This is a genomic window from Streptomyces sp. NPDC000075 (assembly GCF_040301925.1).
GTDB classification, from domain to species: Bacteria; Actinomycetota; Actinomycetes; order Streptomycetales; family Streptomycetaceae; genus Streptomyces; species Streptomyces polychromogenes.
Genome location: NZ_JBEPFL010000015.1, coordinates 47,728 through 70,110 on the forward strand (window position 1 = coordinate 47,728; position 22,383 = coordinate 70,110).

The following is a 22,383-nucleotide window of genomic DNA, read 5'->3' on the forward strand; positions in this document are numbered from 1 at the left end:
CCGGTGGGAACGTCCAAGGTCCGGGCTGCGGGGCGACCCGTGTCCGATACTGGGTCCGTTATGGAAATCCTGATCCTTGCTGTAGTCATCGCCCTGGTCGCGGTCGGCGCGATCAGCGGGCTCGTGGTCAGCAGCCGCAAGAAGAAGCAGCTGCCCCCCACGGCGCCGCCGAGCACGCCGACCATCACTGCCCCGCCTGCCGAACCGCAGGTGGGGGAGGACGCCGTAGAGACGGCGGAAGAGCCGCGCCGCACCATCGAGGAGGTCGGACTCCCGCAGGCGGAGGCCGAGGCTCCGGTGGAGGCGCCGGCCGCGGAGCCCGAGGCCCCGGCCGCACCCGAGATCGAGGTGCCCGAGCCCACGGCCGGCCGCCTGGTCCGGCTGCGCGCACGGCTCGCCCGTTCGCAGAACTCCCTCGGCAAGGGCCTGCTCACGCTGCTCTCGCGCGAGCACCTCGACGAGGACACCTGGGAGGAGATCGAGGAGACCCTCCTCATCGCCGACGTCGGCGTCGCGCCCACCCAGGAGCTCGTGGAGCGGCTGCGCGAGCGGGTCAAGGTGCTCGGCACCCGCACCCCCGCCGAGCTGCGCGGCCTGCTGAAGGAGGAGCTGGTCGCCCTCGTGGGCACCGACTTCGACCGCGCCGTGAAGACCGAGAGCGGCGTCGAGACCCCGGCCGTCGTGATGGTCGTCGGCGTCAACGGCACCGGCAAGACCACCACCACCGGCAAGCTCGCCCGTGTGCTCGTCGCCGACGGCCGCAGCGTGGTCCTCGGCGCGGCCGACACCTTCCGCGCCGCCGCCGCCGACCAGCTCCAGACCTGGGGCGAGCGCGTGGGCGCCCGTACCGTGCGCGGCCCCGAGGGCGGCGACCCGGCGTCGATCGCCTACGACGCGGTCAAGGAGGGCATCGCCGAGGGCGCGGACGTCGTGCTCATCGACACCGCCGGCCGCCTGCACACCAAGACCGGCCTCATGGACGAGCTCGGCAAGGTCAAGCGCGTCGTGGAGAAGCACGGCCCGCTGGACGAGGTCCTGCTGGTCCTCGACGCCACCACCGGCCAGAACGGCCTGACCCAGGCGCGCGTGTTCGCCGAGGTCGTCGACATCACCGGCATCGTGCTCACCAAGCTCGACGGCACCGCCAAGGGCGGCATCGTCGTGGCCGTCCAGCGCGAGCTGGGCGTCCCGGTCAAGCTGATCGGCCTCGGTGAGGGCGCGGACGACCTGGCCCCCTTCGAGCCGGAGGCGTTCGTGGACGCCCTGATCGGCGACTGAGCGGCCGGACCCGCTCCGCAGACGAGTGCCCCCGCGTCCCGGTGTTCCGGGCGCGGGGGCACTGCCGTGTGCGGGGGCGCGGGCGGGAGGTCAGCGCCGGAAGCGGTGGCAGGTGTAGGCGAGGGTGCCCAGCAGCAGCCGGGCCTGCGGGGGCCCGCCCGCACAGTCCAGCGCGGGCCCGCGCAGCCAGACGGCCGGGCCGAGGCCCGCGTGGTCGGAGGGCGGGGCGGTCAGGAAGGCGCCGTGGCCCAGGGCGCGCAGGTCCAGGTCCGCGTCGTCCCAGCCCATCCGGTACAGCAGGTCGGGCAGCTCGGCCGCGGCGCCGGGGGCCACGAAGAACTGCGCCCGGCCGTCCGGGGTGGCCGTCACCGGACCCAGCGGCAGGCCCATCCGCTCCATGCGGACCAGCGCGCGCCGCCCCGCCTCCGCCGAGACCTCGATGACGTCGAAGGCGCGGCCGACCGGGAGCAGGATCGCCGCGCCCGGGTACTCGCCCCAGAGCTCCGTGACCTCGTCCAGGGTGGCGCCGCCGGGGACGGTGGGAGCGAAGGCCAGCGGATGCGCCCCCGGCGTGAGGCAGTTCGTATGACCGCAGGAGCAGTCGCGGGCCGGAGCCGCGGCACGGGCGCCGGGGACCGCGTCCCAGCCCCAGAGGCCGGTGTACTCCGCCACCGTCGTGCACTCCGAGGTGCGGCCGCGGCGCCGGACGCCGGAACGGAATTCCTTGGTGCCGCGGCTGCCGCCGATCGTGAAGCCCATGCCCATGCCCCCTCCAACGGGTCGGACGCGCCGGTGGTTACGACGTCGGCGAGACCTCTCGGAGGCCGGGTGGAGCGCGCCCTCCACCGAGACCGCCCGGCGCACTCCCCGCCGCGCGCGCCCCGGGCGTGCTCCCGTCCAACCGTTCCGTTTCGCCTTCCTGTCAAGTGAATCGCGCCTGGCCGGTGGCGAGTTCATTCGAAGGGGTGGCGAATGGTGGCGTTTCTGGAATCGACCTCGCTGACGGGGTGATCGTAGGATTACTTTCGGTGCACGAACCCCGGAGGCGGGCCCATCCGTGGGTATGCCGGAGGCAATGTGTGGAGGACCTGTGAAGGTCCCAGGCGGCAGGGGCCGCCCCGGCCAGGGTTTCGTGTGAAGAGGCGATGCGGATGGGGGCGTTCCAGTGAGCGGCAGCGGCGCAAGCGGAACGGGCGGGGAATCAGCCGACCGCAACGAACAGCTGACCTCCTGGTTCGTCCGGAGCGGCTGGTCCAAGGGCGAGCTCGCCCGCCAGGTCAACCGCCGGGCCCGCCAGATGGGCGCCCACCACATCAGCACCGACACCTCCCGCGTCCGCCGCTGGCTCGACGGCGAACAGCCCCGCGAACCCGTGCCGCGGATCCTCTCGGAGCTCTTCTCCGAACGCTTCGGCGCCGTCGTCGCCATCGAACAGCTCGGCCTGCGCAGCGCCCACCAGACCCCCTCCGTCTCCGGCGTCGACCTGCCCTGGGCGGGTCCGCAGACCGTGGAACTGCTCAGCGAGTTCTCCCGCAGCGACCTCATGCTGGCCCGCCGCGGCTTCCTCGGGACCTCCCTCGCCCTCTCCGCCGGCCCCGCCCTCATCGAGCCCATGCAGCGCTGGCTCGTCCCGGCCCCGGCCGCCGACCCGGCGGCGCGCGACGCGGGCGGGCCGGCCGTCGCCCCCTCCGGCTACCGGCCGCCCCGCCTCTCCGAACCCGAGCTCGACCTCCTCGAGGCCACCACGGTGATGTTCCGCCAGTGGGACGCCCAGTGCGGCGGCGGACTGCGCCGCAAGGCCGTCGTCGGCCAGCTCCACGAGGTCACCGACCTGCTCCAGGAGAGCCACCCGGCCCCCGTCATGAAGCGGCTCTTCAAGGTGGCGGCCGAACTCGCCGAACTCGCCGGCTGGATGAGCTACGACATCGGCCTGCACCCCACCGCCCAGAAGTACTTCGTCCTCGCGCTGCACGCCGCGAAGGAGGCCGGGGACAAGCCGCTGGGCTCGTACATCCTCTCCAACATGAGCCGCCAGATGATCCACCTCGGCCGCCCCGAGGACGCCCTGGAACTCATCCACCTCGCCCAGTACGGCAGCCGGGACTGCGCCGGACCGCGCACCCAGGCCATGCTCTACGCCATGGAGGCCCGCGCCTACGCCAACATGGGCCAGCCCAGCCGCTGCAAGCGGGCCGTCCGCATGGCCGAGGACACCTTCGGCGACGTCGGCCTCGGCGGCGAACCGGAACCCGACTGGATCGGCTTCTTCTCCGAGGCCGAACTCAACGGCGAGAACTCCCACTCCTACCGCGACCTGGCCTACGTCGCCGGGCGCAGCCCCACGTACGCCTCCCTCGCCGAACCCGTCATGGAACGGGCCGTCGAACTCTTCGCCAAGGACGAGGTCCACCAGCGCTCCTACGCCCTCAACCTCATCGGCATGGCCACCGTCCACCTGCTCCAGCGCGAACCCGAGCAGGCGACCGTCCTCGTCGACCAGGCCCTCGGCGTGGCGCGAAAGGTGCGCTCCGAACGGGTGAACACCCGGCTCCGCAAGACCGTCGACATCGCCGCCCGTGAATACGGCGACGTCGCCGAGGTGGTCCGGCTGACCGACCTCCTCGCCTCCCGCCTCCCCGAGGCCGCCGAGGCCGTCTGAGCCGCCCCGGGGCCCCGGCGGACGCCTGACGTCCACCCGGCCCCCGCCTGACCCCCACCTGACACGGACCGGACCCGCACCTCACCGGTTCATTCAGGCGTAACACGCCCGACCTCTTCGTCATCGGGGCGAAACACCGAGCGGCGCCGCCGGAAACCGGCCTGCGCGAACCTCAGGGCCAATAACCGGCCAGCCCTTACGCCGCCGCTCAGGTACCCCACGGTCGCCCGCACGCGAACGTACCGACGACGAGGAGACGCCGATGGCATCAGCCATCACGACCCTCGCTGCAGACACCCCGACCCTGTCTGCCGCGAACACCGGGTTCATGCTCATCTGCTCCGCCCTGGTCATGCTGATGACCCCGGGACTCGCCTTCTTCTACGGAGGCATGGTCCGCGTCAAGAGCAGCCTCAACATGCTGATGATGAGCTTCGTCAGCCTGGGGATCGTCACGATCCTGTGGGTGCTCTACGGCTTCAGCCTCGCCTTCGGCACCGACGCCGGCTCGGTCATCGGCTGGAACTCCGACTACGTCGGCCTCAGCGGCATCGGCCTCACCGAGCTCTGGGACGGCTACACCATCCCCGTCTACGTCTTCGCCGTCTTCCAGCTGATGTTCGCGGTCATCACCCCCGCCCTGATCAGCGGTGCCCTCGCCGACCGCGTCAAGTTCAGCGCCTGGGTGCTCTTCACCGCCCTGTGGGTCACCGTCGTCTACTTCCCCGTCGCCCACTGGGTGTGGGGCGCCGGCGGCTGGCTGTTCAAGCTCGGCGTCATCGACTTCGCCGGCGGCACCGCCGTCCACATCAACGCGGGCGCCGCCGCCCTCGGCGTCATCCTCGTGATCGGCAAGCGCGTCGGCTTCAAGAAGGACCCGATGCGCCCGCACAGCCTCCCCCTCGTGATGCTCGGCGCCGGCCTGCTCTGGTTCGGCTGGTTCGGCTTCAACGCCGGATCCTGGCTCGGCAACGACGACGGCGTCGGCGCCGTCATGTTCGTCAACACCCAGGTCGCCACCGCCGCCGCCATGCTCGCCTGGCTCGCCTACGAGAAGCTGCGCCACGGCTCCTTCACCACCCTCGGCGCCGCCTCCGGCGCGGTCGCCGGCCTCGTCGCCATCACCCCCGCCGGCGGCTCCGTCAGCCCGCTCGGCGCGATCGCCGTCGGCGCCATCGCCGGTGTGCTGTGCGCCATGGCCGTCGGCCTGAAGTACAGGTTCGGCTACGACGACTCCCTCGACGTGGTCGGCGTCCACCTCGTCGGCGGCGTCGCCGGCTCCCTCCTCATCGGCCTCTTCGCCACCGGCGGCGTCCAGTCCGACGCCAAGGGCCTCTTCTACGGCGGCGGCTTCGAGCAGCTCGGCAAGCAGGCCGTCGGCGTGTTCTCCGTTCTGGCCTACTCCCTCGTCGTATCGGCGATCATGGCCTTCCTCATCGACAAGACCATGGGGATGCGGGTCGCCGAGGACGTGGAGGTCTCCGGCATCGACCAGGCCGAGCACGCCGAGACCGCCTACGACTTCAGCGGCGCCGGCGGCGGTGTCTCCGCACGCCCCGCCGCCTCCCACGCCCCCGCGGCCGCCGCCAACAAGAAGGTCGACGCATGAAGCTGATCACCGCCATCGTCAAGCCCTACAAGCTCGACGACATCAAGGAAGCCCTCCACGCCTTCGGCATCCAGGGCCTGACCGTCTCCGAGGCCAGCGGATACGGCCGCCAGCGCGGCCACACCGAGGTCTACCGGGGCGCCGAGTACACCGTGGACCTCGTACCCAAGATCCGCATCGAGGTCCTCGCGGACGACGACGACGCCGAGGAGCTCATCAACGTCATCGTCAGCGCCGCCCGCACCGAGAAGATCGGCGACGGCAAGGTGTGGAGCGTCCCCGTGGACTCGGTGGTCCGGGTCCGCACCGGCGAACGCGGCGCGGACGCCCTCTAGCGGACGACGGGAGCCACGGGTGACGAGCGTCGAAGAGACCACGGAAGACCCCACCGGCCCCGGACCCGGCGGATACGCCGAGGCCCGGCTGCGACTCCTCGGGGAGGAGTCGCGGTCCGGGCCGTCCCGGCGTTCCGGCCTGTCCGCCCTGACCGACCGGTGGCTGACCGGGCTGTTCGCCACCGCCGCGCAGGAGGCCGGCGTACGGGGCGCGGCCCTCGTCGCCGTCGGCGGCTACGGACGCGGGGAACTCTCCCCGCGCAGCGACCTCGACCTGCTGCTCCTCCACGACGGCAAGGCACGCCCCCAGGCCCTGGGCGCCCTCGCCGACCGCCTCTGGTACCCCGTCTGGGACACCGGGGTCGCCCTCGACCACTCCGTGCGCACCCCCGGCGAGGCCCGCAAGGTCGCCGCCGAGGACCTCAAGGCCCACCTCGGGCTGCTGGACGCCCGGCTCGTCGCGGGCGACGCCGGACTCCTCGCCGGACTGCGCACCTCGGTGCTCGCCGACTGGCGCAACCAGGCCGCCAGACGGCTGCCGCAGCTCCACGCCCTGTGCCGCGAGCGCGCCGAACGGGCCGGGGAGCTGCGGTTCCTGCTGGAACCCGACCTGAAGGAGGCGCGCGGCGGGATCCGCGACGCCACCGCCCTGCGGGCCGTCGCCGCGTCCTGGCTGGCCGACGCCCCGCGCGAGGGGCTCGACGGGGCCCGGCGCCGGCTGCTGGACGCGCGGGACGCCCTGCACCTGGTCACCGGCCGGGCCACCGACCGGCTCTCCCTCCAGGAACAGCCCCAGGTCGCCGCCCGGCTGGGGCTGCTCGACGCGGACGCGCTGCTGCGCGAGGTGTACGAGGCCGCCCGGGTGGTCGACTACGCCGGCGACGTCACCTGGCGGGAGGTCGGACGGGTCCTGCGGGCCCGGTCCGCCCGGCCGCGGCTGCGCGGGCTGCTGGGCACCCGGGGTGCGGCGGGCGCCGCCGAGCGGGCGCCGCTGGCCGAAGGGGTGGTGGAGTCCGAGGGGGAGGCCGTCCTCGCGCTCGCCGCCCGGCCCGACCGCGATCCCGTCCTGCCCCTGCGGTTCGGGGCGGCCGCCGCGCAGGCCGGGCTGCCGGCCTCGCTGCACGCCGTGCGCCGGCTCGCGGCACAGGCCCGGCCGCTGCCCGTGCCCTGGCCGGCCGAGGCGCGGGAACAGCTGCTGACCCTGCTGGGCGCGGGCGAGCCGATGGTGGGGGTCTGGGAGGCGCTGGAGGCCGAGGGGCTGATCAGCCGGCTGCTGCCCGACTGGGAGCGGGTGCGCTGCCGCCCCCAGCACAACCCCGTCCACACCTGGACGGTGGACCGGCACCTGATCGAGACGGCCGTACGCGCCTCGGCGCTGACCCGCCGGGTCGGCCGCCCCGACCTGCTGCTGATGGCGGCCCTGCTGCACGACATCGGCAAGGGCTGGCCCGGCGACCACTCCGTCGTCGGCGAGACCATCGCGCGCGACATGGCCGCGCGGGTGGGCTTCGACGCCGAGGACACCGCCGTCCTGGGCACCCTCGTACGCCACCACCTGCTGCTCGTGGACACCGCGACCCGCCGTGACCTCGACGACCCGGCGACCGTCACCGCCGTGGCCCGGGCCGTCGGGTCGACCGGCACCCTGGAGGTCCTGCACGCCCTCACCGAGGCCGACGCCCTCGCGACCGGGCCCGCCGCCTGGAGCACCTGGCGGGGCTCCCTGGTGGCCGACCTCGTGCGGCGGGTCGCCGCCGTGCTGAGCGGGGCCCCGCCGGCCGGCCCCGAGCCGGACCTCCCCACCGCCGAACAGGAGCGCCTGGCGCTGGAGGCGCTGCGCACCGGGGAGCCGGTGCTCACCCTGCACGCCCGGCAGGAGGAGGACGAGGCCGTCGGCGTCGAGCTGGTCGTGGCCGTCCCCGACCAGCCGGGGGTGCTCCCGGCGGTGTCCGGGGTGCTGGCCCTGCACCGGCTGACGGTGCGGGCGGCGGACCTGCGGTTCCTGGAGCTGCCGGAGCACCTGGGCGAGGTGCTGGTGCTGCGGTGGCGGGTGGCCGCGGAGTTCGGGGCGCTGCCGCAGGCGGCCCGGCTGCGGACGGATCTGGTGCGGGCGCTGGACGGCTCGCTGGACGTCCCGGCGAAGCTGGCCGCCCGCGAGGCGGCGTACCCGCGCCGGCGCGGGGTCGTCCCGCCGCCGCCGCGCGTCACGGTGGTCCCGGACGTCTCGCCCCTGGCCACGGTCCTGGAGGTCCGCGCCCCCGACGCGATGGGGCTGCTGCACCGGATCGGGCGGGCGCTGGAGTCGGCGGGGGTCCGGGTCCGCAGCGCCCACGTCTCCACCCTGGGGGCGAACGCGGTGGACACGGTCTACGTGGTCGACCCGGACGGCAAACCCCTCCCGCCCCCGGCGGCCGCCGCCGTCGCCGCCCGGGTCCAGTCCGCCCTGACGTAGCCGCCCGGCGACCCCGCCCCCGGGGAGTGGCGGGGCCGGATACCCTGGGGGGCGACCAGCACGCCCCCGACCCGAGGAATCGCGACCACCGTGTTCGATACGCTTTCCGACCGCCTCAGCGCGACCTTCAAGTCCCTCCGGGGCAAAGGCCGCCTCTCCGAGCAGGACATCGACGCTGCGGCGCGGGAAATCCGTATCGCCCTCCTCGAGGCCGACGTCGCGCTCCCCGTCGTCCGTTCCTTCATCGCGAACGTCAAGGAAAGGGCCCGCGGCGAGGAGGTCAGCAAGGCGCTCAACCCCGGCCAGCAGGTCCTCAAGATCGTCAACGACGAGCTGGTCTCCATCCTCGGCGGTGAGACCCGCCGCCTGCGCTTCGCCAAGACCGCGCCGACCGTGATCATGCTGGCCGGTCTCCAGGGTGCCGGTAAGACCACCCTCGCCGGAAAGCTCGGCCTCTGGCTCAAGGGCCAGGGCCACTCCCCGCTGCTCGTCGCCTGCGACCTCCAGCGCCCCAACGCCGTCAACCAGCTCAGCGTCGTCGCCGAGCGGGCCGGCGTGGCCGTCTACGCCCCCGCCCCCGGCAACGGCGTCGGCGACCCGGTCCAGGTGGCCAAGGACTCGATCGAGTACGCGCGCACCAAGCAGTACGACATCGTCATCGTCGACACCGCCGGCCGCCTCGGCATCGACGCCGAGCTGATGCAGCAGGCCGCGGACATCCGCGACGCCGTCAGCCCCGACGAGATCCTCTTCGTCGTCGACGCCATGATCGGCCAGGACGCGGTCAACACCGCCGAGGCCTTCCGCGACGGCGTCGGCTTCGACGGCGTCGTGCTCTCCAAGCTCGACGGCGACGCCCGTGGCGGTGCCGCGCTCTCCATCGCGCACGTCACCGGCAAGCAGATCATGTTCGCCTCGAACGGCGAGAAGCTCGACGACTTCGACGCCTTCCACCCGGACCGCATGGCGGGCCGGATCCTCGACATGGGTGACATGCTCACCCTCATCGAGCAGGCCGAGAAGACCTTCTCGCAGGCCGAGGCCGAGAAGATGGCGGCCAAGCTCGCCAAGGGCCCCAAGGAGTTCACGCTCGACGACTTCCTGGCCCAGATGGAGCAGGTCCGCAAGATGGGCTCCATCTCCAAGCTCCTTGGCATGCTGCCGGGCATGGGCCAGATCAAGGACCAGATCAACAACATCGACGAGCGCGACGTGGACCGCACCGCCGCGATCATCAAGTCGATGACCCCGGCCGAGCGCCAGGACCCGACGATCATCAACGGCTCGCGCCGCGCCCGTATCGCCAAGGGCTCCGGCGTCGAGGTCAGCGCGGTCAAGAACCTCGTCGAGCGCTTCTTCGACGCCCGCAAGATGATGTCCCGCATGGCCCAGGGCGGCGGCATGCCGGGCATGCCCGGCATCCCCGGGATGGGCGGCGGCCCCGGCCGGCAGAAGAAGCAGGTCAAGCAGGCCAAGGGCAAGCGCAAGAGCGGCAACCCGATGAAGCGCAAGGAAGAGGAGGCCGCGGCGGCGGCGCGGCGCGAGCAGGGCGCGCAGCCCGGGCTCCCCGCCGCCGGCGGCAACCCGTTCGGCCTCCCGGCGGGCGGCGGCCAGCCCGGCCAGGACTTCGACCTGCCGGACGAGTTCAAGAAGTTCATGAAGTAGCGCTCGTACCGGAAGAGCCCCGTCGCGCACGCACGGCGGGGCTCTTCCGCTGCGCGGGCGCAGGTGCGTTCCGTCGCTTATGGTCGGCCGGGAGGACGGCATAAGGAGGCGCCCCCGTGCCCAGCCCCACCCCCGTACCGCCGCGCGACCGGGCCGACACCCCCTGGCGCTCCGAGGGCGCCCCGCCCAGCCCGCCGCCCCGCCGGAAACCGCCCGGCGGCTGGCGCGGGCTCATCCTCGCCGCCCTGATCGTCTACCTGATCACCAACGTCGTGCTGTCGTTCTTCAACGAGGGCGACGGACCGACGGTCTCCTACACCGAGTTCAGCAAGCAGGTCGCCGACGGCAACGTCGAGAAGATCTACTCCAAGGGCGACGCCATCCAGGGCGAGCTCAAGACCAAGCGTCCCGTCCCCGGCGGCCACGGCGACTACCGGAAGTTCGTCACCCAGCGCCCCGCCTTCGCCGACGACCAGCTGTGGTCCGGACTCACCTCCAAGGGCGTCACCGTCACCGCCTCCCCGGTCGTCGAACAGCGCAGCTTCCTGGCCAACCTGCTGCTCTCCCTCGCCCCGATGCTGCTGATCGTGGCCCTGTGGCTGCTCATCGCCCGCCGGATGGGCTCCGCCCTGGGCGGGGCCGGCGGGTTCGGCCGCAAGGCCCCGCCCAAACCCGTCGAGCTGGAGGGCGCCAAGCGCACCACCTTCGACGACGTGGCCGGCATCGACGAGGTCGAGGGCGAGCTCAGTGAGGTCGTGGACTTCCTGAAGAACCCCGAGCAGTACCGCAGGCTGGGCGCCCGCATGCCCGGAGGCGTCCTGCTCGCCGGGCCGCCCGGAACCGGCAAGACCCTGCTCGCCCGCGCCGTCGCGGGCGAGGCCGGGGTGCCGTTCTTCTCGGCCTCCGCCTCCGAGTTCATCGAGATGATCGTCGGCGTCGGCGCCTCCCGGGTCCGCGAGCTCTTCACCGAGGCCCGCAAGGTCGCCCCGGCGATCATCTTCATCGACGAGATCGACACCATCGGCCGGGCCCGCGGCGGCTCCGCCGCCATGGGCGGCCACGACGAGCGCGAGCAGACCCTCAACCAGATCCTCACCGAGATGGACGGCTTCTCCGGCTCCGAGGGCGTCGTCGTCCTGGCCGCCACCAACCGCGCCGACGTGCTCGACCCCGCCCTGACCCGGCCCGGCCGCTTCGACCGCACGGTCGTCGTCTCCCCGCCCGACAAGGCGGGCCGCGAGGCGATCCTGCGCATCCACACCCGCGACATCCCCCTCGCGTCCGGCGTCGACCTGGCCCAGGTGGCCCGCACCACCCCCGGCATGACCGGCGCCGAGCTCGCCAACCTCGCCAACGAGGCCGCCCTGCTCGCCGTCAAACGCCGCCAGGACGCGGTCACCCAGGCCGACCTCTCCGACGCCCTGGAGAAGGTCCAGCTGGGCGCCGAGCGCCCGCTCGTGATGCCTCAGGAGGAACGCCGCCGCACGGCCTACCACGAGAGCGGCCACGCCCTGCTGGGCATGCTCCAGCCGGGCGCCGACCCCGTACGCAAGATCACCATCGTGCCGCGCGGCCGCGCGCTCGGCGTCACCCTCTCCACCCCCGACGCGGACCGCTACGCCTACACCGAGCCCTACCTGCGCGGCCGCATCATCGGCGCGCTCGGCGGCATGGCCGCCGAGCACGTCGTGTACGACGTGATCACCACGGGCGCCGAGAGCGACCTCGAACAGGTCACCAACATCGCCCGCGGCATGGTCGGCCGCTGGGGCATGAGCGAGCGCGTCGGCCGCCTCACCGCCATCCCCTCCGACGGCCAGGGCCCGTACGGCCTGACCGCCGCCCCCGCCACCCTCGACGCCGTGGACCACGAGATGCGACGGATCGTGGACGAGTGCTACGAGGAGGCCTGCCGCCTGCTGACCGAGCACCGCCCGAAGCTCGACGCCCTCGCCGAGGCCCTGCTGGCCGCCGAGACCCTGGACGAGCACGCGGCGTACGAGGCGGCCGGCATCCCCCGCCTCGCCAAGGACCACGGCACCCGCTGACCGCTACGCCACCCGGGCGATGACGTAGCGCAGGATGTTCGGAAGCCACACGGCCCCGTCGGCCCGCTCGTACGGGTGAAGCGCCTCCGCCAGCTCCTTCTCCGCCAGCGCCGGGTCCGCCGCCGCACCGGTCCCGGCCCCGGGCCCGGTCCCCGCGACGGGGTACAGCCCGGTCGACAGCAGCCCGCGCACCGCGCTGTCCACGTCCGCGTAGCCGAAGGGGCAGAACACCCGCCCGGACCCGTCCGGCACCAGCCCCGCCGCCTCCGCCACCGCGTCCAGGTCCCGGACCACCGGCCCGCCGCCCAGCACCGACGGCACCGTGCACCGCTCGGCCGGCCCCCAGCCGGCCAGCACCACGGCACCGCCCCGCCGGACCACGGGCAGGGCCGCCGCCAGGTCGCCCGGGCCGGGCGAGAAGGCCAGCAGCACGTCGTAGGGGCGGGCCGGGGGCACCGGTGGGACCGCCACCACCTCCAGCAGCCGCTCCCGGGCCAGCGCCCGGCGGGCCGGGTCCGCCTCCACGCCCGTGGCGGCGGCGCCCCGTCCGGCGGCCAGCAGCAGGGCCAGCCCGGCCCCGCAGTCGAGGCCCAGCAACCGGGTGCCCGGCCCGACCTCCAGCCGGTCGTAGACCGCCTCGTACAGCGGTACCAGCATCCGTTCCTGGATCTCCGCCCAGTCCCGGGCGACGAGCGTCGCCGTCGGCGTCGGTGTCATCGAAAGAGCGCTCCTGATTCCGTCTCGCCCCCTTGCCCCCGTTGCCAGAGAACTCCCCATCGGCCCCCGCGTCCAGAGGAGTGCGCCACCCGATTCACGCATCCGGTGCCGGGCGCCGTACCATTCGCGCCATGGCAAAGGCACCCGTTCTCACCCCGCAGGCGGAGGATTTCCCCCGCTGGTACCAGGATCTGATCAACAAGGCCGAGCTGGCCGACAACGGTCCGGTCCGCGGCACCATGGTCATCCGACCGTACGGCTACGGCCTGTGGGAGCGGATGCAGCAGGAGATGGACGCCCGCATCAAGGAAGCCGGTGCCCAGAACGCCTACTTCCCGCTGTTCATCCCCCAGTCGTACCTGACGAAGGAGGCGGAGCACGTCGAGGGCTTCGCCCCCGAGCTCGCGGTCGTCACCCACGGCGGCGGCAAGGAGCTCGAGGAGCCGGTCGTCGTCCGGCCCACCTCCGAGACGATCATCAACGACTACTTCTCCAAGTGGGTCCAGAGCTACCGCGACCTGCCCCTGCTGATCAACCAGTGGGCCAACGTCGTCCGCTGGGAGATGCGCCCCCGCGTGTTCCTCCGCACGAGCGAGTTCCTCTGGCAGGAGGGCCACACCGCCCACGCCACCTACGAGGACGCCCGCGACTACGCCGCGCACATCCACCGGAACGTGTACGGCGACTTCATGACCAACGTGCTCGGCATCGACGTCGTGCTCGGCCGCAAGACCCCCAAGGAGCGCTTCGCCGGCGCCATCAACACCCTCACCCTCGAGGGCATGATGGGCGACGGCAAGGCCCTCCAGATGGGCACGAGCCACGAGCTCGGCACCAACTTCGCCAAGGCCTTCAACACCTCCTACCTCTCCAAGGAGGGGCAGCAGGAGCTGGTCTGGCAGACCTCGTGGGGCGTCTCCACCCGCATGGTCGGCGGCCTGATCATGTCCCACGGCGATGACAACGGCCTGCGCGTCCCGCCGCGCCTGGCGCACGTCCAGGTCGTCGTCATGGCGATCAAGGGCGACGAGGCCGTGGCCAAGGTCCGCGAGCTCGGTGCCCAGCTGAAGGCCGCCGGCCTGCGCGTCCACGTGGACGACCGCGTCGACACCCCCTTCGGCCGCCGCGCCGTGGACTGGGAGCTCAAGGGCGTACCGGTCCGCATCGAGATCGGCCCCCGCGACCTGGAGAACGGCACCGCGATGCTGGCCCGCCGCATCCCGGGCGGGAAGGAGCCGGTGCGCATCGAGACGCTGGCCGACCTGCTGCCCAAGGTGCTCGACGAGGACCAGGCCCAGCTGCTGCGCGAGTCCCGCGAGCGCCGGATCTCCCGTACGAGCGACGTCGCCACCATCGAGGAGGCCGCCGAGGCCGCCCTCGCCGGCGGCTGGGCGCGGATCCCGTGGAGCGTCCTGGGCCCGGAGGGCGAGGCCAAGCTCGGCGAGCAGGCCGTGACCGTCCGCTGCCTCATCGCCGAGGACGGGTCGGTTCCGGAGTCCGACGACGCCCCCGGTACCCTCGCGATCGTCGCGCGCTCGTACTGAGCCGGAGTAGCACTCCCACGCCCCCGGCGCACGGTTTCGGCCGCGCGCCGGGGGCTGGTTTTTTCGGTCTCCGTTACGTACCGACTCCTCCTGGGATCGGCGCACCCGTCCTCGTCGGGACGCATGAGACTGAACTGACTGGTACGTGCAAAAAATTTGGAATGGCCCGGAATCGGAACACCGGGGCACCCCGGCTCGTTGTCACGACGTGAGCACGACACCACCTGTTCTCGCCGCAGAGCTGGCGCAGGCGTGGGCCGACATTCAGCGGTACCACCCCGAGCTGCCTGACCTTGCCGCGCCCGAGTCCCTGATCGGAGAGTCCTCGTCCGCCTGTGGCGCCGAGCTCTCCTTCGAGCGACTGCTCCACGAGGCAGTCCACGGCATCGCGGCCGCCCGCGGGGTCCGTGACACCTCGCGAGCCGGCCGCTACCACAACCGCAGATTCCTCGCGATCGCCGAGGAGATGGGGCTGGACCACTCCGAGGAGCCGCACGCCAGCAGCGGGTTCTCCCTGGTCTTCCTCAATCCCGAGGCCAAGAAGCGCTACCGGCCCACGATCGAGCGGCTCCAGCGCGCCCTCAAGGCGCACACGGTCGCCACGGCCGCCGACACCAAGCGCAGCTTCCGGGGTCCGGCCGCACGGCACGGCTCCTCGGGCGGCGGCGTGCGCGTCAAGGCGGTCTGCGACTGCGGGCGCAACGTCCGCGTCGTCCCCTCCGTCCTGGCCCAGGCGCCGATCGTGTGCGGCGGCTGCATGAAGCCGTTCCGCATCCCCGAGGTGGCCACCGCCGCGGCGTCCTGACCCGGCGCCCCCGGCGGGCGGTGTGGTGATCCGCCCCGCTCGGAGGCGCCGTGGGCGTGTGGCACAATGGGCAGCTGTACTCGACAGCCGCATAGGACCCCTCTCTCCTCCGGCTGACGCGTCCATCGGGCACCCGAGTACCGCAACCCCACGTGGCATCTCAAGTGCCCAACCACGTCAAGTTCAGGAGACACCACTCCAGTGGCAGTCAAGATCAAGCTCAAGCGCCTCGGTAAGATCCGCTCCCCTCACTACCGCATCGTCGTCGCCGACGCCCGCACCCGCCGGGACGGCCGCGCGATCGAGGAGATCGGCATCTACCAGCCGACGTACAACCCCTCGCGCATCGAGGTCAACGCCGAGCGCGCGCAGTACTGGCTGTCCGTGGGCGCCCAGCCCACCGACGCCGTTCTCGCCATCCTGAAGCTCACCGGTGACTGGCAGGCGCACAAGGGCCTCCCGGCCCCCGCGCCGCTGCTGCAGCCGGCCACGAAGGAAGACAAGCGTCGCTCCTTCGACGAGTTCGCCAAGGCCCTCGAGGGTGTCGGCGAGGCCAAGGGCGAGGCCATCACGCAGAAGAAGAAGGCCGACAAGAAGGCGGACGAGGCTGACGCCGCCGCCGAGTCGACCGAGGCCTGATCATGCTCGAGGAGGCTCTTGAGCACCTCGTAAAGGGCATTGTGGACAACCCCGACGACGTGCAGGTCGCCTCGCGCAACCTGCGCCGCGGGCAGGTGCTCGAGGTCCGGGTGCACCCCGAAGACCTCGGGAAGGTGATCGGCCGCAACGGCCGCACCGCACGTGCGCTGCGGACCGTCGTGGGCGCCATCGGCGGCCGGGGGATCCGCGTCGACCTCGTCGACGTGGACCAGGTCCGCTGAGCAGTTGAATCACCGGCACGGGCCGGGGAGGGCATTCGTGCCCGCCCCGGCCCGTCGTCGTCTGAACAGGAGAGAGTTGTGGAGCTGGTAGTCGCGCGGGTCGGCCGCGCCCACGGGATCAAGGGTGAGGTCACCGTCGAGGTGCGGACCGACGAGCCGGAGCTGCGACTCTCGCCCGGCGCGGTCCTCCGCACCGACCCGGCGTCGGCGGGCCCGCTGACCATCGAGACGGGCCGGGTGCACAGCGGCCGGCTCCTGCTGCGCTTCGAGGGGGTCAAGGACCGCACCGCCGCCGAGGGGCTGCGCAACACCCTCCTCATCGCGGACGTGGACCCCGCGGAGCTGCCGGAGGAGGAGGACGAGTACTACGACCACCAGCTGATGGACCTGGACGTGGTGCTGGAGGACGGCACCGAGATCGGCCGGATCACCGAGATCTCCCACCTGCCCTCGCAGGACCTCTTCATCGTCGAGCGCCCGGACGGCTCCGAGGTGATGATCCCCTTCGTGGAGGAGATCGTCGCCGAGATCGACCTGGAGGAGCAGCGCTGCGTCATCACCCCGCCGCCGGGGCTGATCGACGACCGCGCCGAGATCGCCTCCGCGCGTGACGCCGGGGCTTCCCCGGAGGCCGAGAAGTCCGGGGACGACGCCTGATGCGGCTCGACGTCGTCACGATCTTCCCGGAGTACCTGGAGCCCCTGAACGTCTCCCTCGTCGGCAAGGCGCGGGCCCGCGGGCAGCTCGACGTCCACGTGCACGACCTGCGCGACTGGACCTACGACCGGCACAACACGGTCGACGACACCCCGTACGGCGGCGGCCCCGGCATGGTCATGAAGACCGAGCCCTGGGGCGAGGCCCTGGACGCGGCCCTGGCCGACGGCTACGAGTCCGGGGCGCACGGCCCCGTCATGGTCGTCCCCACCCCCAGCGGCCGGCCCTTCACCCAGGAACTGGCCGTCGAGCTCTCCGAGCGGCCGTGGCTGATCTTCACGCCGGCCCGGTACGAGGGCATCGACCGTCGCGTCATGGACGAGTACGCGACCCGCATGCCGGTCTACGAGGTCTCCATCGGCGACTACGTGCTGGCGGGCGGCGAGGCGGCCGTCCTGGTCGTCACCGAGGCCGTGGCCCGGCTGCTGCCCGGGGTGCTCGGCAACGCCGAATCGCACCGCGACGACTCCTTCGCCCCCGGCGAGATGGCCAACCTGCTGGAGGGCCCCGTCTACACCAAGCCCCCGCGGTGGCGCGGGCGGGAGATCCCCGAGGTGCTGCTCAGCGGGCACCACGGGAAGATCGCCCGCTGGCGCCGGGACGAGGCGTTCCGCCGCACCGCGCGGAACCGCCCCGACCTGATCGAGCGCTGCGAGGCCTCCGCCTTCGACAAGAAGGACCGGGAGATCCTGAGCATCCTGGGCTGGAAACCGTCCGGAGACGGCCGATTTTGGCGCAGGCCGGAGGTCGTGGAAGAATAGGCGGCTGCTGTGTGCTCGCGTGCGCCCCTGCCACAGGGGGATCGTCGTCCGACGGGTGACACGGCTCTCGAATTCTCTACGGAAACCCGCACCGGCGACCTGTGGCGTCGTGCGAAGAAAGCAGACGAACTCATGTCTCACCTGCTCGATGGCGTCAACGCCGCCTCCCTGCGTACGGACGTCCCGGCCTTCCGCCCGGGTGACACGATCAACGTGCACGTCCGCGTGATCGAGGGCAACCGCTCCCGTATCCAGCAGTTCAAGGGTGTTGTCATCCGCCGCCAGGGCTCCGGCGTCTCGGAGACCTTCACGGTCCGCAAGGTCTCCTTCAGCGTCGGCGTGGAGCGTACCTTCCCGGTCCACTCCCCGATCTTCGAGAAGATCGAGCTCGTCACCCGCGGTGACGTGCGTCGCGCCAAGCTGTACTTCCTCCGTGAGCTCCGCGGCAAGGCCGCGAAGATCAAGGAGAAGCGCGACCGCTGATCTCCTCTCCGGGTCCCGGGGACGGCCGGATAGGCTCGCCCCCGATGGACACCGAAGCAGAGCTCACACAGCGCGGCCACTCCTCCCCCGAGCAGGGGGAGGGGCGGCCGCGCTCTGCTTTTCCCCGGATCCGTGCCCTCCGTGGCCTCCGTTCGCTCTTCGGGAGCGGCGGCGCCTCCGGTCCCTGGAGGCGCGCCGGGGTGCTGGGCGTGGTCTGCACCGTCTTCCTGCTGCTGGTCAGCAATTTCGTGGTCCAGCCCTTCCTGATCCCGAGCCGCTCCATGGAGCCGACCCTGGAGGTCGGCGACCGGATCCTGGTGAACAAGCTGGCGTACCGTTTCGGCTCGACGCCGGAGCGGGGAGACGTGGTGGTCTTCGACGGCACCGGCTCCTTCGTGCGGGAACCCGCCCGCGGCAACCCGGTCGGCGACGCCCTGCACGGGGCCGCCTCGGCGCTCGGGCTCGCGGCGCCCTCCGACACCGACTTCGTGAAGCGGGTCGTGGGCGTCGGCGGGGACGACGTGGTGTGCTGCGACGCGGGCGGCCGGATCCGGGTCAACGGCGTCCCCGTGGAGGAGCCGTACCTGTACCCCGGCGACACGCCCTCGAAGGTGCCCTTCCGGATCGTCGTCCCGCTGGGCACGCTGTGGGTCATGGGTGATCACCGCTCCCAGTCCCGGGACTCCCGGGACCACCTGGGGGAGCCGGGCGGCGGGATGGTGCCGGTGGAGAAGGTGATCGGGCGGGCCGACTGGACCGGCTGGCCGCCGTCCCGCTGGACCTCGCTCTCCGGGACCGCCGCCACCGGGGGCCCGCATGGGTAGCCGGGGCCGTCCGCGCGGCGGCCGGGATCCGGAGCCGAGGCCGGAGCCTGAGCGCGGGCCCGGGGCCGGGCCGGTGGAACCGGCGGATCCGGCGGAGGCCGGCGGGCGGGCCCAGCGGCGCCGGATGGCGCGCAAGGTGCGCCGGCGCCGGCGCACCCGCCGCGCCGGGGAGCTGCCGCTGCTGGTGGCGGTGGCCCTGTGCATAGCCCTGGTCCTCAAGACCTTCCTGGTCCAGGCGTTCTTCATCCCGTCCGGCTCGATGGAGCAGACGATCCGGATCGGCGACCGGGTGCTCGTGGACAAGCTGACCCCCTGGTTCGGCGCCAAGGTCGAGCGGGGCGAGGTCGTCGTCTTCAAAGACCCCGGAGGCTGGCTCAAGGGTGAGGCGGCCAGGCCCGCCCAGGACCCGGCGGGCGTCAAGCAGATCAAGCAGACCCTGACGTTCATCGGCCTGCTCCCCTCGGCCGACGAGCAGGACCTGATCAAGCGGGTCATCGGCATCGGCGGCGACACCGTGGCCTGCTGCGACAACCGGGGGCGGGTGACCGTCAACGGCCGTCCGCTCGATGAGCCTTACGTGTCACCCGGGAACTCGCCGTCCGACATCCCCTTCGAGGTGCACGTACCGGCCGGACGGCTCTTCGTGATGGGCGACCACCGCGCCAACTCGGCCGATTCCCGCTACCACCTCGACGAGGCGTTCGAGGGCACCATCGACGAAAAGGGCGTGGTGGGACAGGCCGTGGTGATCGCCTGGCCGTTCGACCACTGGCGCCGGCTGGAGCAGCCCGCGACCTTCCTCGACGTTCCGGACCCGGCCCGCTCCGGTCGCCGGCGGCGGCCCGGCGGGCGCCGTCGGGGCACCGCGTTCGCATAGTGTGTTCCCGGTCTCCCGCGCCTTAGGGAACTCCCGCTCGTTAAGGGAGGGGAGGGCCCGCTCCTGTTCCGGCGCGGGCGGTCGTTTCCGAGTGAGGAGTGGATGTGGGGGATGTGGCGGTAGGCGCTCGATCCGGACGCGATGAGGGCGAGGAGCGGCCGGACGATGCCGTCACGCACGACGAGACCGACGAGGCGGGCGCGGAGGCCGAGCGGCACCGCTCCTTCTGGAAGGAGCTCCCGCTCCTCATCGGCATCGCCCTGGTCCTGGCCCTGCTGATCAAGACCTTCCTGGTCCAGGCGTTCTCGATCCCGTCCGACTCGATGCAGAACACCCTTCAGCGCGGTGACCGGGTCCTCGTGGACAAGCTGACCCCGTGGTTCGGCTCGGAGCCCGAGCGCGGCGAGGTCGTCGTCTTCCACGACCCCGCGCACTGGCTGGAGGGCGAGCCCACCCCCGAGCCGAACGTCGTCCAGAAGGTCCTCAGCTGGATCGGCCTGATGCCGTCCGCCGAGGAGAAGGACCTGATCAAGCGGACCATCGCCATCGGCGGGGACACCGTGGAGTGCAAGCGGGGCGGACCGGTCGTCGTCAACGGCAAGCCGCTGGACGAGCCGTACATCTTCCCCGGCAACACCCCCTGCGACGACGCCCCGTTCGGGCCGGTCACCGTGCCCAAGGGCAAGATCTGGGTGATGGGCGACCACCGGCAGAACTCCCAGGACTCCCGCTATCACATGCAGGACTCCACCCAGGGCTTCGTGCCCGTCTCGGACGTCGTCGGCCGCGCCGTGGTCGTCGCCTGGCCGGTCACCCGCTGGGCCACGCTGCCGGTCCCGGACACCTTCGACCAGAAGGGCATCGACAAGCAGCTCCCGGCCCCCCTCCACTCGCCGCAGGCCGCCGGCGCCGGTGCGGGCGTGGTCAACCCGGCGGCGCTGGGGCTCGTCGGCGCGGTGCCCCTCGTCCTGTGGCGCCGCCGGAGGCTGACCAAGACGTCTACCGCCGGGTAGGGTGCCGCCCAGGCCGGCCATCGCCGGGTGGCGGCCATCTCCGGGTATGGGGGCGCACCAATGGGCGGAACACAGGCAATACGCGCGAGCGGCAGAGACGGCCGCGGCGGGCTCGGCAACGTGTTGTCGGGCATCGCCGTGGCCATCGGCTTCGCGCTCTTCCTGGGCGGCTTCGTCTGGGGGGCGCTGGTGTACCAGCCCTACACGGTGCCGACGAACTCCATGGTCCCCACCGTCCAGCCCGGCGACCGGGTGCTGGCGGAGCGGATCGGCGGCGCCGAGGTGCGCCGCGGTGACGTGGTCGTCTTCAAGGACTCCCAGTGGAGCGACTCGCCCATGGTCAAGCGGGTCGTGGCCGTCGGCGGCGACACCGTGAGCTGCTGCGGCCAGGGCGGCAGGCTGACCGTGAACGGGAAGCCGCTGGAGGAGCCGTACGTGGACCGGGCCGGGCGCGACGCGCTGGCCGCGGGGACGACCTCCTTCGAGGTGACCGTGCCCGAGGGCAACCTCTTCCTGATGGGCGACCGGCGCTCCGGCTCCCTGGACTCGCGGGCCCACCTCCAGGACGCCGGCCAGGGGACGGTTCCCCGGTCGGCGGTGGTGGCCCGCGTCGACGCCCTGGCGTGGCCGGACACGAGGATGCTGGAGCGGCCGCAGTCCTTCGCCGCGCTTCCCGGCGGCACCTCGCGGCCCGGGCCGCTGCGGCTCCAGGTGGCCGCGGTGGTGGCCGGAGCCGCCCTCGTGGTGCTGGGGGCCGCCTACGGGCCGGTCGCCCGGGTCCTGGGGCGCGGGCGGTCGCGGGGGCGCTCCGGTGGGCGCTGAGGGGCCCGCCGGGCAGCCGAGGAAGGTGTCCCGGGTGATCCTCCTGGACCCCGAGGACCGGATCCTGCTGCTGCACGGCTTCGAGCCGGCCGATCCCGCCGACGACTGGTGGTTCACCCCGGGCGGCGGCCTGGAGGGCGGCGAGACGCGCGAGCAGGCCGCGCTCCGCGAGCTCGCGGAGGAGACGGGGATCACCGAGGTGGAGCTGGGGCCGGTGCTGTGGCACCGCTACTGCTCCTTCCCCTTCGACGGCAGGCGCTGGGAGCAGGACGAGTGGTACTTCCTGGCCCGCACCACCCGGACGGAGACCGCGATGGGCGGCCTCACCGCACTGGAGCGGCGCAGCGTCACGGGGGCGAGATGGTGGACCTCCGAGGAACTCCTCGCGGCCCGTGAGACGGTGTACCCGACCAAGCTCGCCGGGCTGCTGAGGACGCTGCTCGACGACGGTCCCCCGGACGCTCCGGTGGTCCTGCCCCCGGAAATCGTTTAGGGGCGCACGGCGCTGGCGCACAATAGGGGGACGCACGGCTGAAGGGGAACATGCCATGAGCGCCGAGGACCTCGAGAAGTACGAGACCGAGATGGAGCTGAAGCTCTATCGGGAGTACCGCGACGTCGTCGGGCTGTTCAAGTACGTGATCGAGACGGAACGTCGTTTCTACCTCACCAACGACTACGAGATGCAGGTGCACTCGGTCCAGGGGGAGGTGTTCTTCGAGGTCACGATGGCCGACGCCTGGGTCTGGGACATGTACCGGCCCGCCCGGTTCGTCAAGCAGGTGCGGGTGCTGACCTTCAAGGACGTGAACATCGAGGAGCTCAACAAGAGCGACCTCGAACTGCCGGGCGGCTGATCCGAGGGGGGCCGTTTTCACCCGCGGGGGTGAGCG

General features: G+C 72.5%; 22 protein-coding genes. 20 read left to right on the forward strand and 2 right to left on the reverse strand.

Annotated features, from left to right (window positions below; genetic code table 11):
* Nucleotides 1-60: 60 nt before the first annotated feature.
* Nucleotides 61-1,278, forward strand: coding sequence for a signal recognition particle-docking protein FtsY (gene ftsY / locus ABT403_RS19065; protein WP_344170467.1), 1,218 nt, complete (start codon nucleotides 61-63; stop codon nucleotides 1,276-1,278).
* 90 nt (nucleotides 1,279-1,368) lie between these two features.
* Here the strand turns inward: ftsY and ABT403_RS19070 are convergent, their stop codons facing one another.
* On the reverse strand, nucleotides 1,369-2,037 hold the full coding sequence (locus tag ABT403_RS19070; protein ID WP_344170470.1) for a bifunctional DNA primase/polymerase: 669 nt from the start codon (nucleotides 2,035-2,037) through the stop codon (nucleotides 1,369-1,371).
* A 406-nt stretch (nucleotides 2,038-2,443) separates the two neighbouring features.
* On the opposite strand from ABT403_RS19070, the gene nsdA reads away from it, so the two are divergent.
* The 6 genes from nsdA to ftsH all read left to right on the forward strand — a co-directional run bounded on the left by nsdA (nucleotide 2,444) and on the right by ftsH (nucleotide 12,046).
* Nucleotides 2,444-3,937 (forward strand): transcriptional repressor NsdA, encoded by a 1,494-nt coding sequence (gene nsdA, locus ABT403_RS19075; protein WP_344170473.1) that lies wholly within the window; start codon nucleotides 2,444-2,446, stop codon nucleotides 3,935-3,937.
* A gap of 262 nt (nucleotides 3,938-4,199) precedes the next feature.
* Nucleotides 4,200-5,546 carry an ammonium transporter gene (locus ABT403_RS19080; RefSeq protein WP_344170476.1) on the forward strand — a complete coding sequence of 449 codons (1,347 nt, stop codon included), beginning with the start codon at nucleotides 4,200-4,202 and terminating at the stop codon, nucleotides 5,544-5,546.
* Nucleotides 5,543-5,881: a P-II family nitrogen regulator gene (locus ABT403_RS19085; RefSeq protein WP_344170479.1), complete on the forward strand. Its 339-nt coding sequence runs from the start codon at nucleotides 5,543-5,545 to the stop codon at nucleotides 5,879-5,881. The genes ABT403_RS19080 and ABT403_RS19085 overlap by 4 nt, the downstream gene beginning before the upstream one ends.
* Before the next feature lie 19 nt (nucleotides 5,882-5,900).
* Nucleotides 5,901-8,333: a [protein-PII] uridylyltransferase gene (locus ABT403_RS19090; RefSeq protein ID WP_344170482.1), complete on the forward strand. Its 2,433-nt coding sequence runs from the start codon at nucleotides 5,901-5,903 to the stop codon at nucleotides 8,331-8,333.
* 90 nt (nucleotides 8,334-8,423) lie between these two features.
* Entirely contained in the window at nucleotides 8,424-9,998 is a 1,575-nt protein-coding gene (gene ffh, locus ABT403_RS19095; RefSeq protein WP_344170485.1) for a signal recognition particle protein, read from the forward strand.
* A gap of 116 nt (nucleotides 9,999-10,114) precedes the next feature.
* Nucleotides 10,115-12,046: an ATP-dependent zinc metalloprotease FtsH gene (gene ftsH / locus ABT403_RS19100; RefSeq protein WP_344170488.1), complete on the forward strand. Its 1,932-nt coding sequence runs from the start codon at nucleotides 10,115-10,117 to the stop codon at nucleotides 12,044-12,046.
* Nucleotides 12,047-12,049: 3 nt separating this feature from the next.
* Here the strand turns inward: ftsH and ABT403_RS19105 are convergent, their stop codons facing one another.
* A complete protein-coding gene (locus ABT403_RS19105; protein ID WP_344170491.1) occupies nucleotides 12,050-12,763 on the reverse strand; it encodes a methyltransferase type 11 in 714 nt (237 codons plus the stop codon).
* 131 nt (nucleotides 12,764-12,894) lie between these two features.
* Between ABT403_RS19105 and proS the strand changes: the two genes are divergently transcribed.
* From proS to ABT403_RS19170, 13 genes are all read left to right on the forward strand, one after another.
* Complete coding sequence (gene proS / locus ABT403_RS19110) at nucleotides 12,895-14,307, forward strand: proline--tRNA ligase (RefSeq protein ID WP_344170494.1); 1,413 nt, start codon at nucleotides 12,895-12,897, stop codon at nucleotides 14,305-14,307.
* 208 nt (nucleotides 14,308-14,515) lie between these two features.
* Complete coding sequence (locus tag ABT403_RS19115; protein ID WP_344170497.1) at nucleotides 14,516-15,112, forward strand: hypothetical protein; 597 nt, start codon at nucleotides 14,516-14,518, stop codon at nucleotides 15,110-15,112.
* 201 nt (nucleotides 15,113-15,313) lie between these two features.
* Nucleotides 15,314-15,751, forward strand: coding sequence for a 30S ribosomal protein S16 (gene rpsP / locus ABT403_RS19120; protein WP_344170500.1), 438 nt, complete (start codon nucleotides 15,314-15,316; stop codon nucleotides 15,749-15,751).
* A gap of 2 nt (nucleotides 15,752-15,753) precedes the next feature.
* A complete protein-coding gene (locus tag ABT403_RS19125; RefSeq protein WP_042810017.1) occupies nucleotides 15,754-15,993 on the forward strand; it encodes an RNA-binding protein in 240 nt (79 codons plus the stop codon).
* Between the two features lie 78 nt (nucleotides 15,994-16,071).
* Nucleotides 16,072-16,650 carry a ribosome maturation factor RimM gene (rimM, locus tag ABT403_RS19130; RefSeq protein ID WP_344170505.1) on the forward strand — a complete coding sequence of 193 codons (579 nt, stop codon included), beginning with the start codon at nucleotides 16,072-16,074 and terminating at the stop codon, nucleotides 16,648-16,650.
* A complete protein-coding gene (trmD, locus tag ABT403_RS19135) occupies nucleotides 16,650-17,471 on the forward strand; it encodes a tRNA (guanosine(37)-N1)-methyltransferase TrmD (protein ID WP_344170508.1) in 822 nt (273 codons plus the stop codon). Before rimM ends, trmD begins: the two co-directional genes overlap by 1 nt.
* Nucleotides 17,472-17,603: 132 nt before the next feature.
* On the forward strand, nucleotides 17,604-17,954 hold the full coding sequence (gene rplS / locus ABT403_RS19140; RefSeq protein ID WP_030227407.1) for a 50S ribosomal protein L19: 351 nt from the start codon (nucleotides 17,604-17,606) through the stop codon (nucleotides 17,952-17,954).
* Between the two features lie 44 nt (nucleotides 17,955-17,998).
* Complete coding sequence (gene lepB / locus ABT403_RS19145; protein WP_344170512.1) at nucleotides 17,999-18,778, forward strand: signal peptidase I; 780 nt, start codon at nucleotides 17,999-18,001, stop codon at nucleotides 18,776-18,778.
* A 124-nt stretch (nucleotides 18,779-18,902) separates the two neighbouring features.
* Complete coding sequence (lepB, locus tag ABT403_RS19150; RefSeq protein ID WP_502966011.1) at nucleotides 18,903-19,655, forward strand: signal peptidase I; 753 nt, start codon at nucleotides 18,903-18,905, stop codon at nucleotides 19,653-19,655.
* 113 nt (nucleotides 19,656-19,768) lie between these two features.
* Nucleotides 19,769-20,668: a signal peptidase I gene (gene lepB / locus ABT403_RS19155; protein WP_344170771.1), complete on the forward strand. Its 900-nt coding sequence runs from the start codon at nucleotides 19,769-19,771 to the stop codon at nucleotides 20,666-20,668.
* Between the two features lie 60 nt (nucleotides 20,669-20,728).
* Nucleotides 20,729-21,490: a signal peptidase I gene (gene lepB, locus ABT403_RS19160; RefSeq protein ID WP_344170515.1), complete on the forward strand. Its 762-nt coding sequence runs from the start codon at nucleotides 20,729-20,731 to the stop codon at nucleotides 21,488-21,490.
* Nucleotides 21,480-21,983 (forward strand): NUDIX hydrolase, encoded by a 504-nt coding sequence (locus tag ABT403_RS19165; RefSeq protein ID WP_344170518.1) that lies wholly within the window; start codon nucleotides 21,480-21,482, stop codon nucleotides 21,981-21,983. The genes lepB (ABT403_RS19160) and ABT403_RS19165 overlap by 11 nt, the downstream gene beginning before the upstream one ends.
* A 55-nt stretch (nucleotides 21,984-22,038) precedes the next feature.
* Entirely contained in the window at nucleotides 22,039-22,347 is a 309-nt protein-coding gene (locus ABT403_RS19170) for a DUF2469 domain-containing protein (RefSeq protein WP_014675276.1), read from the forward strand.
* The last annotated feature ends 36 nt before the right edge of the window (nucleotides 22,348-22,383 follow it).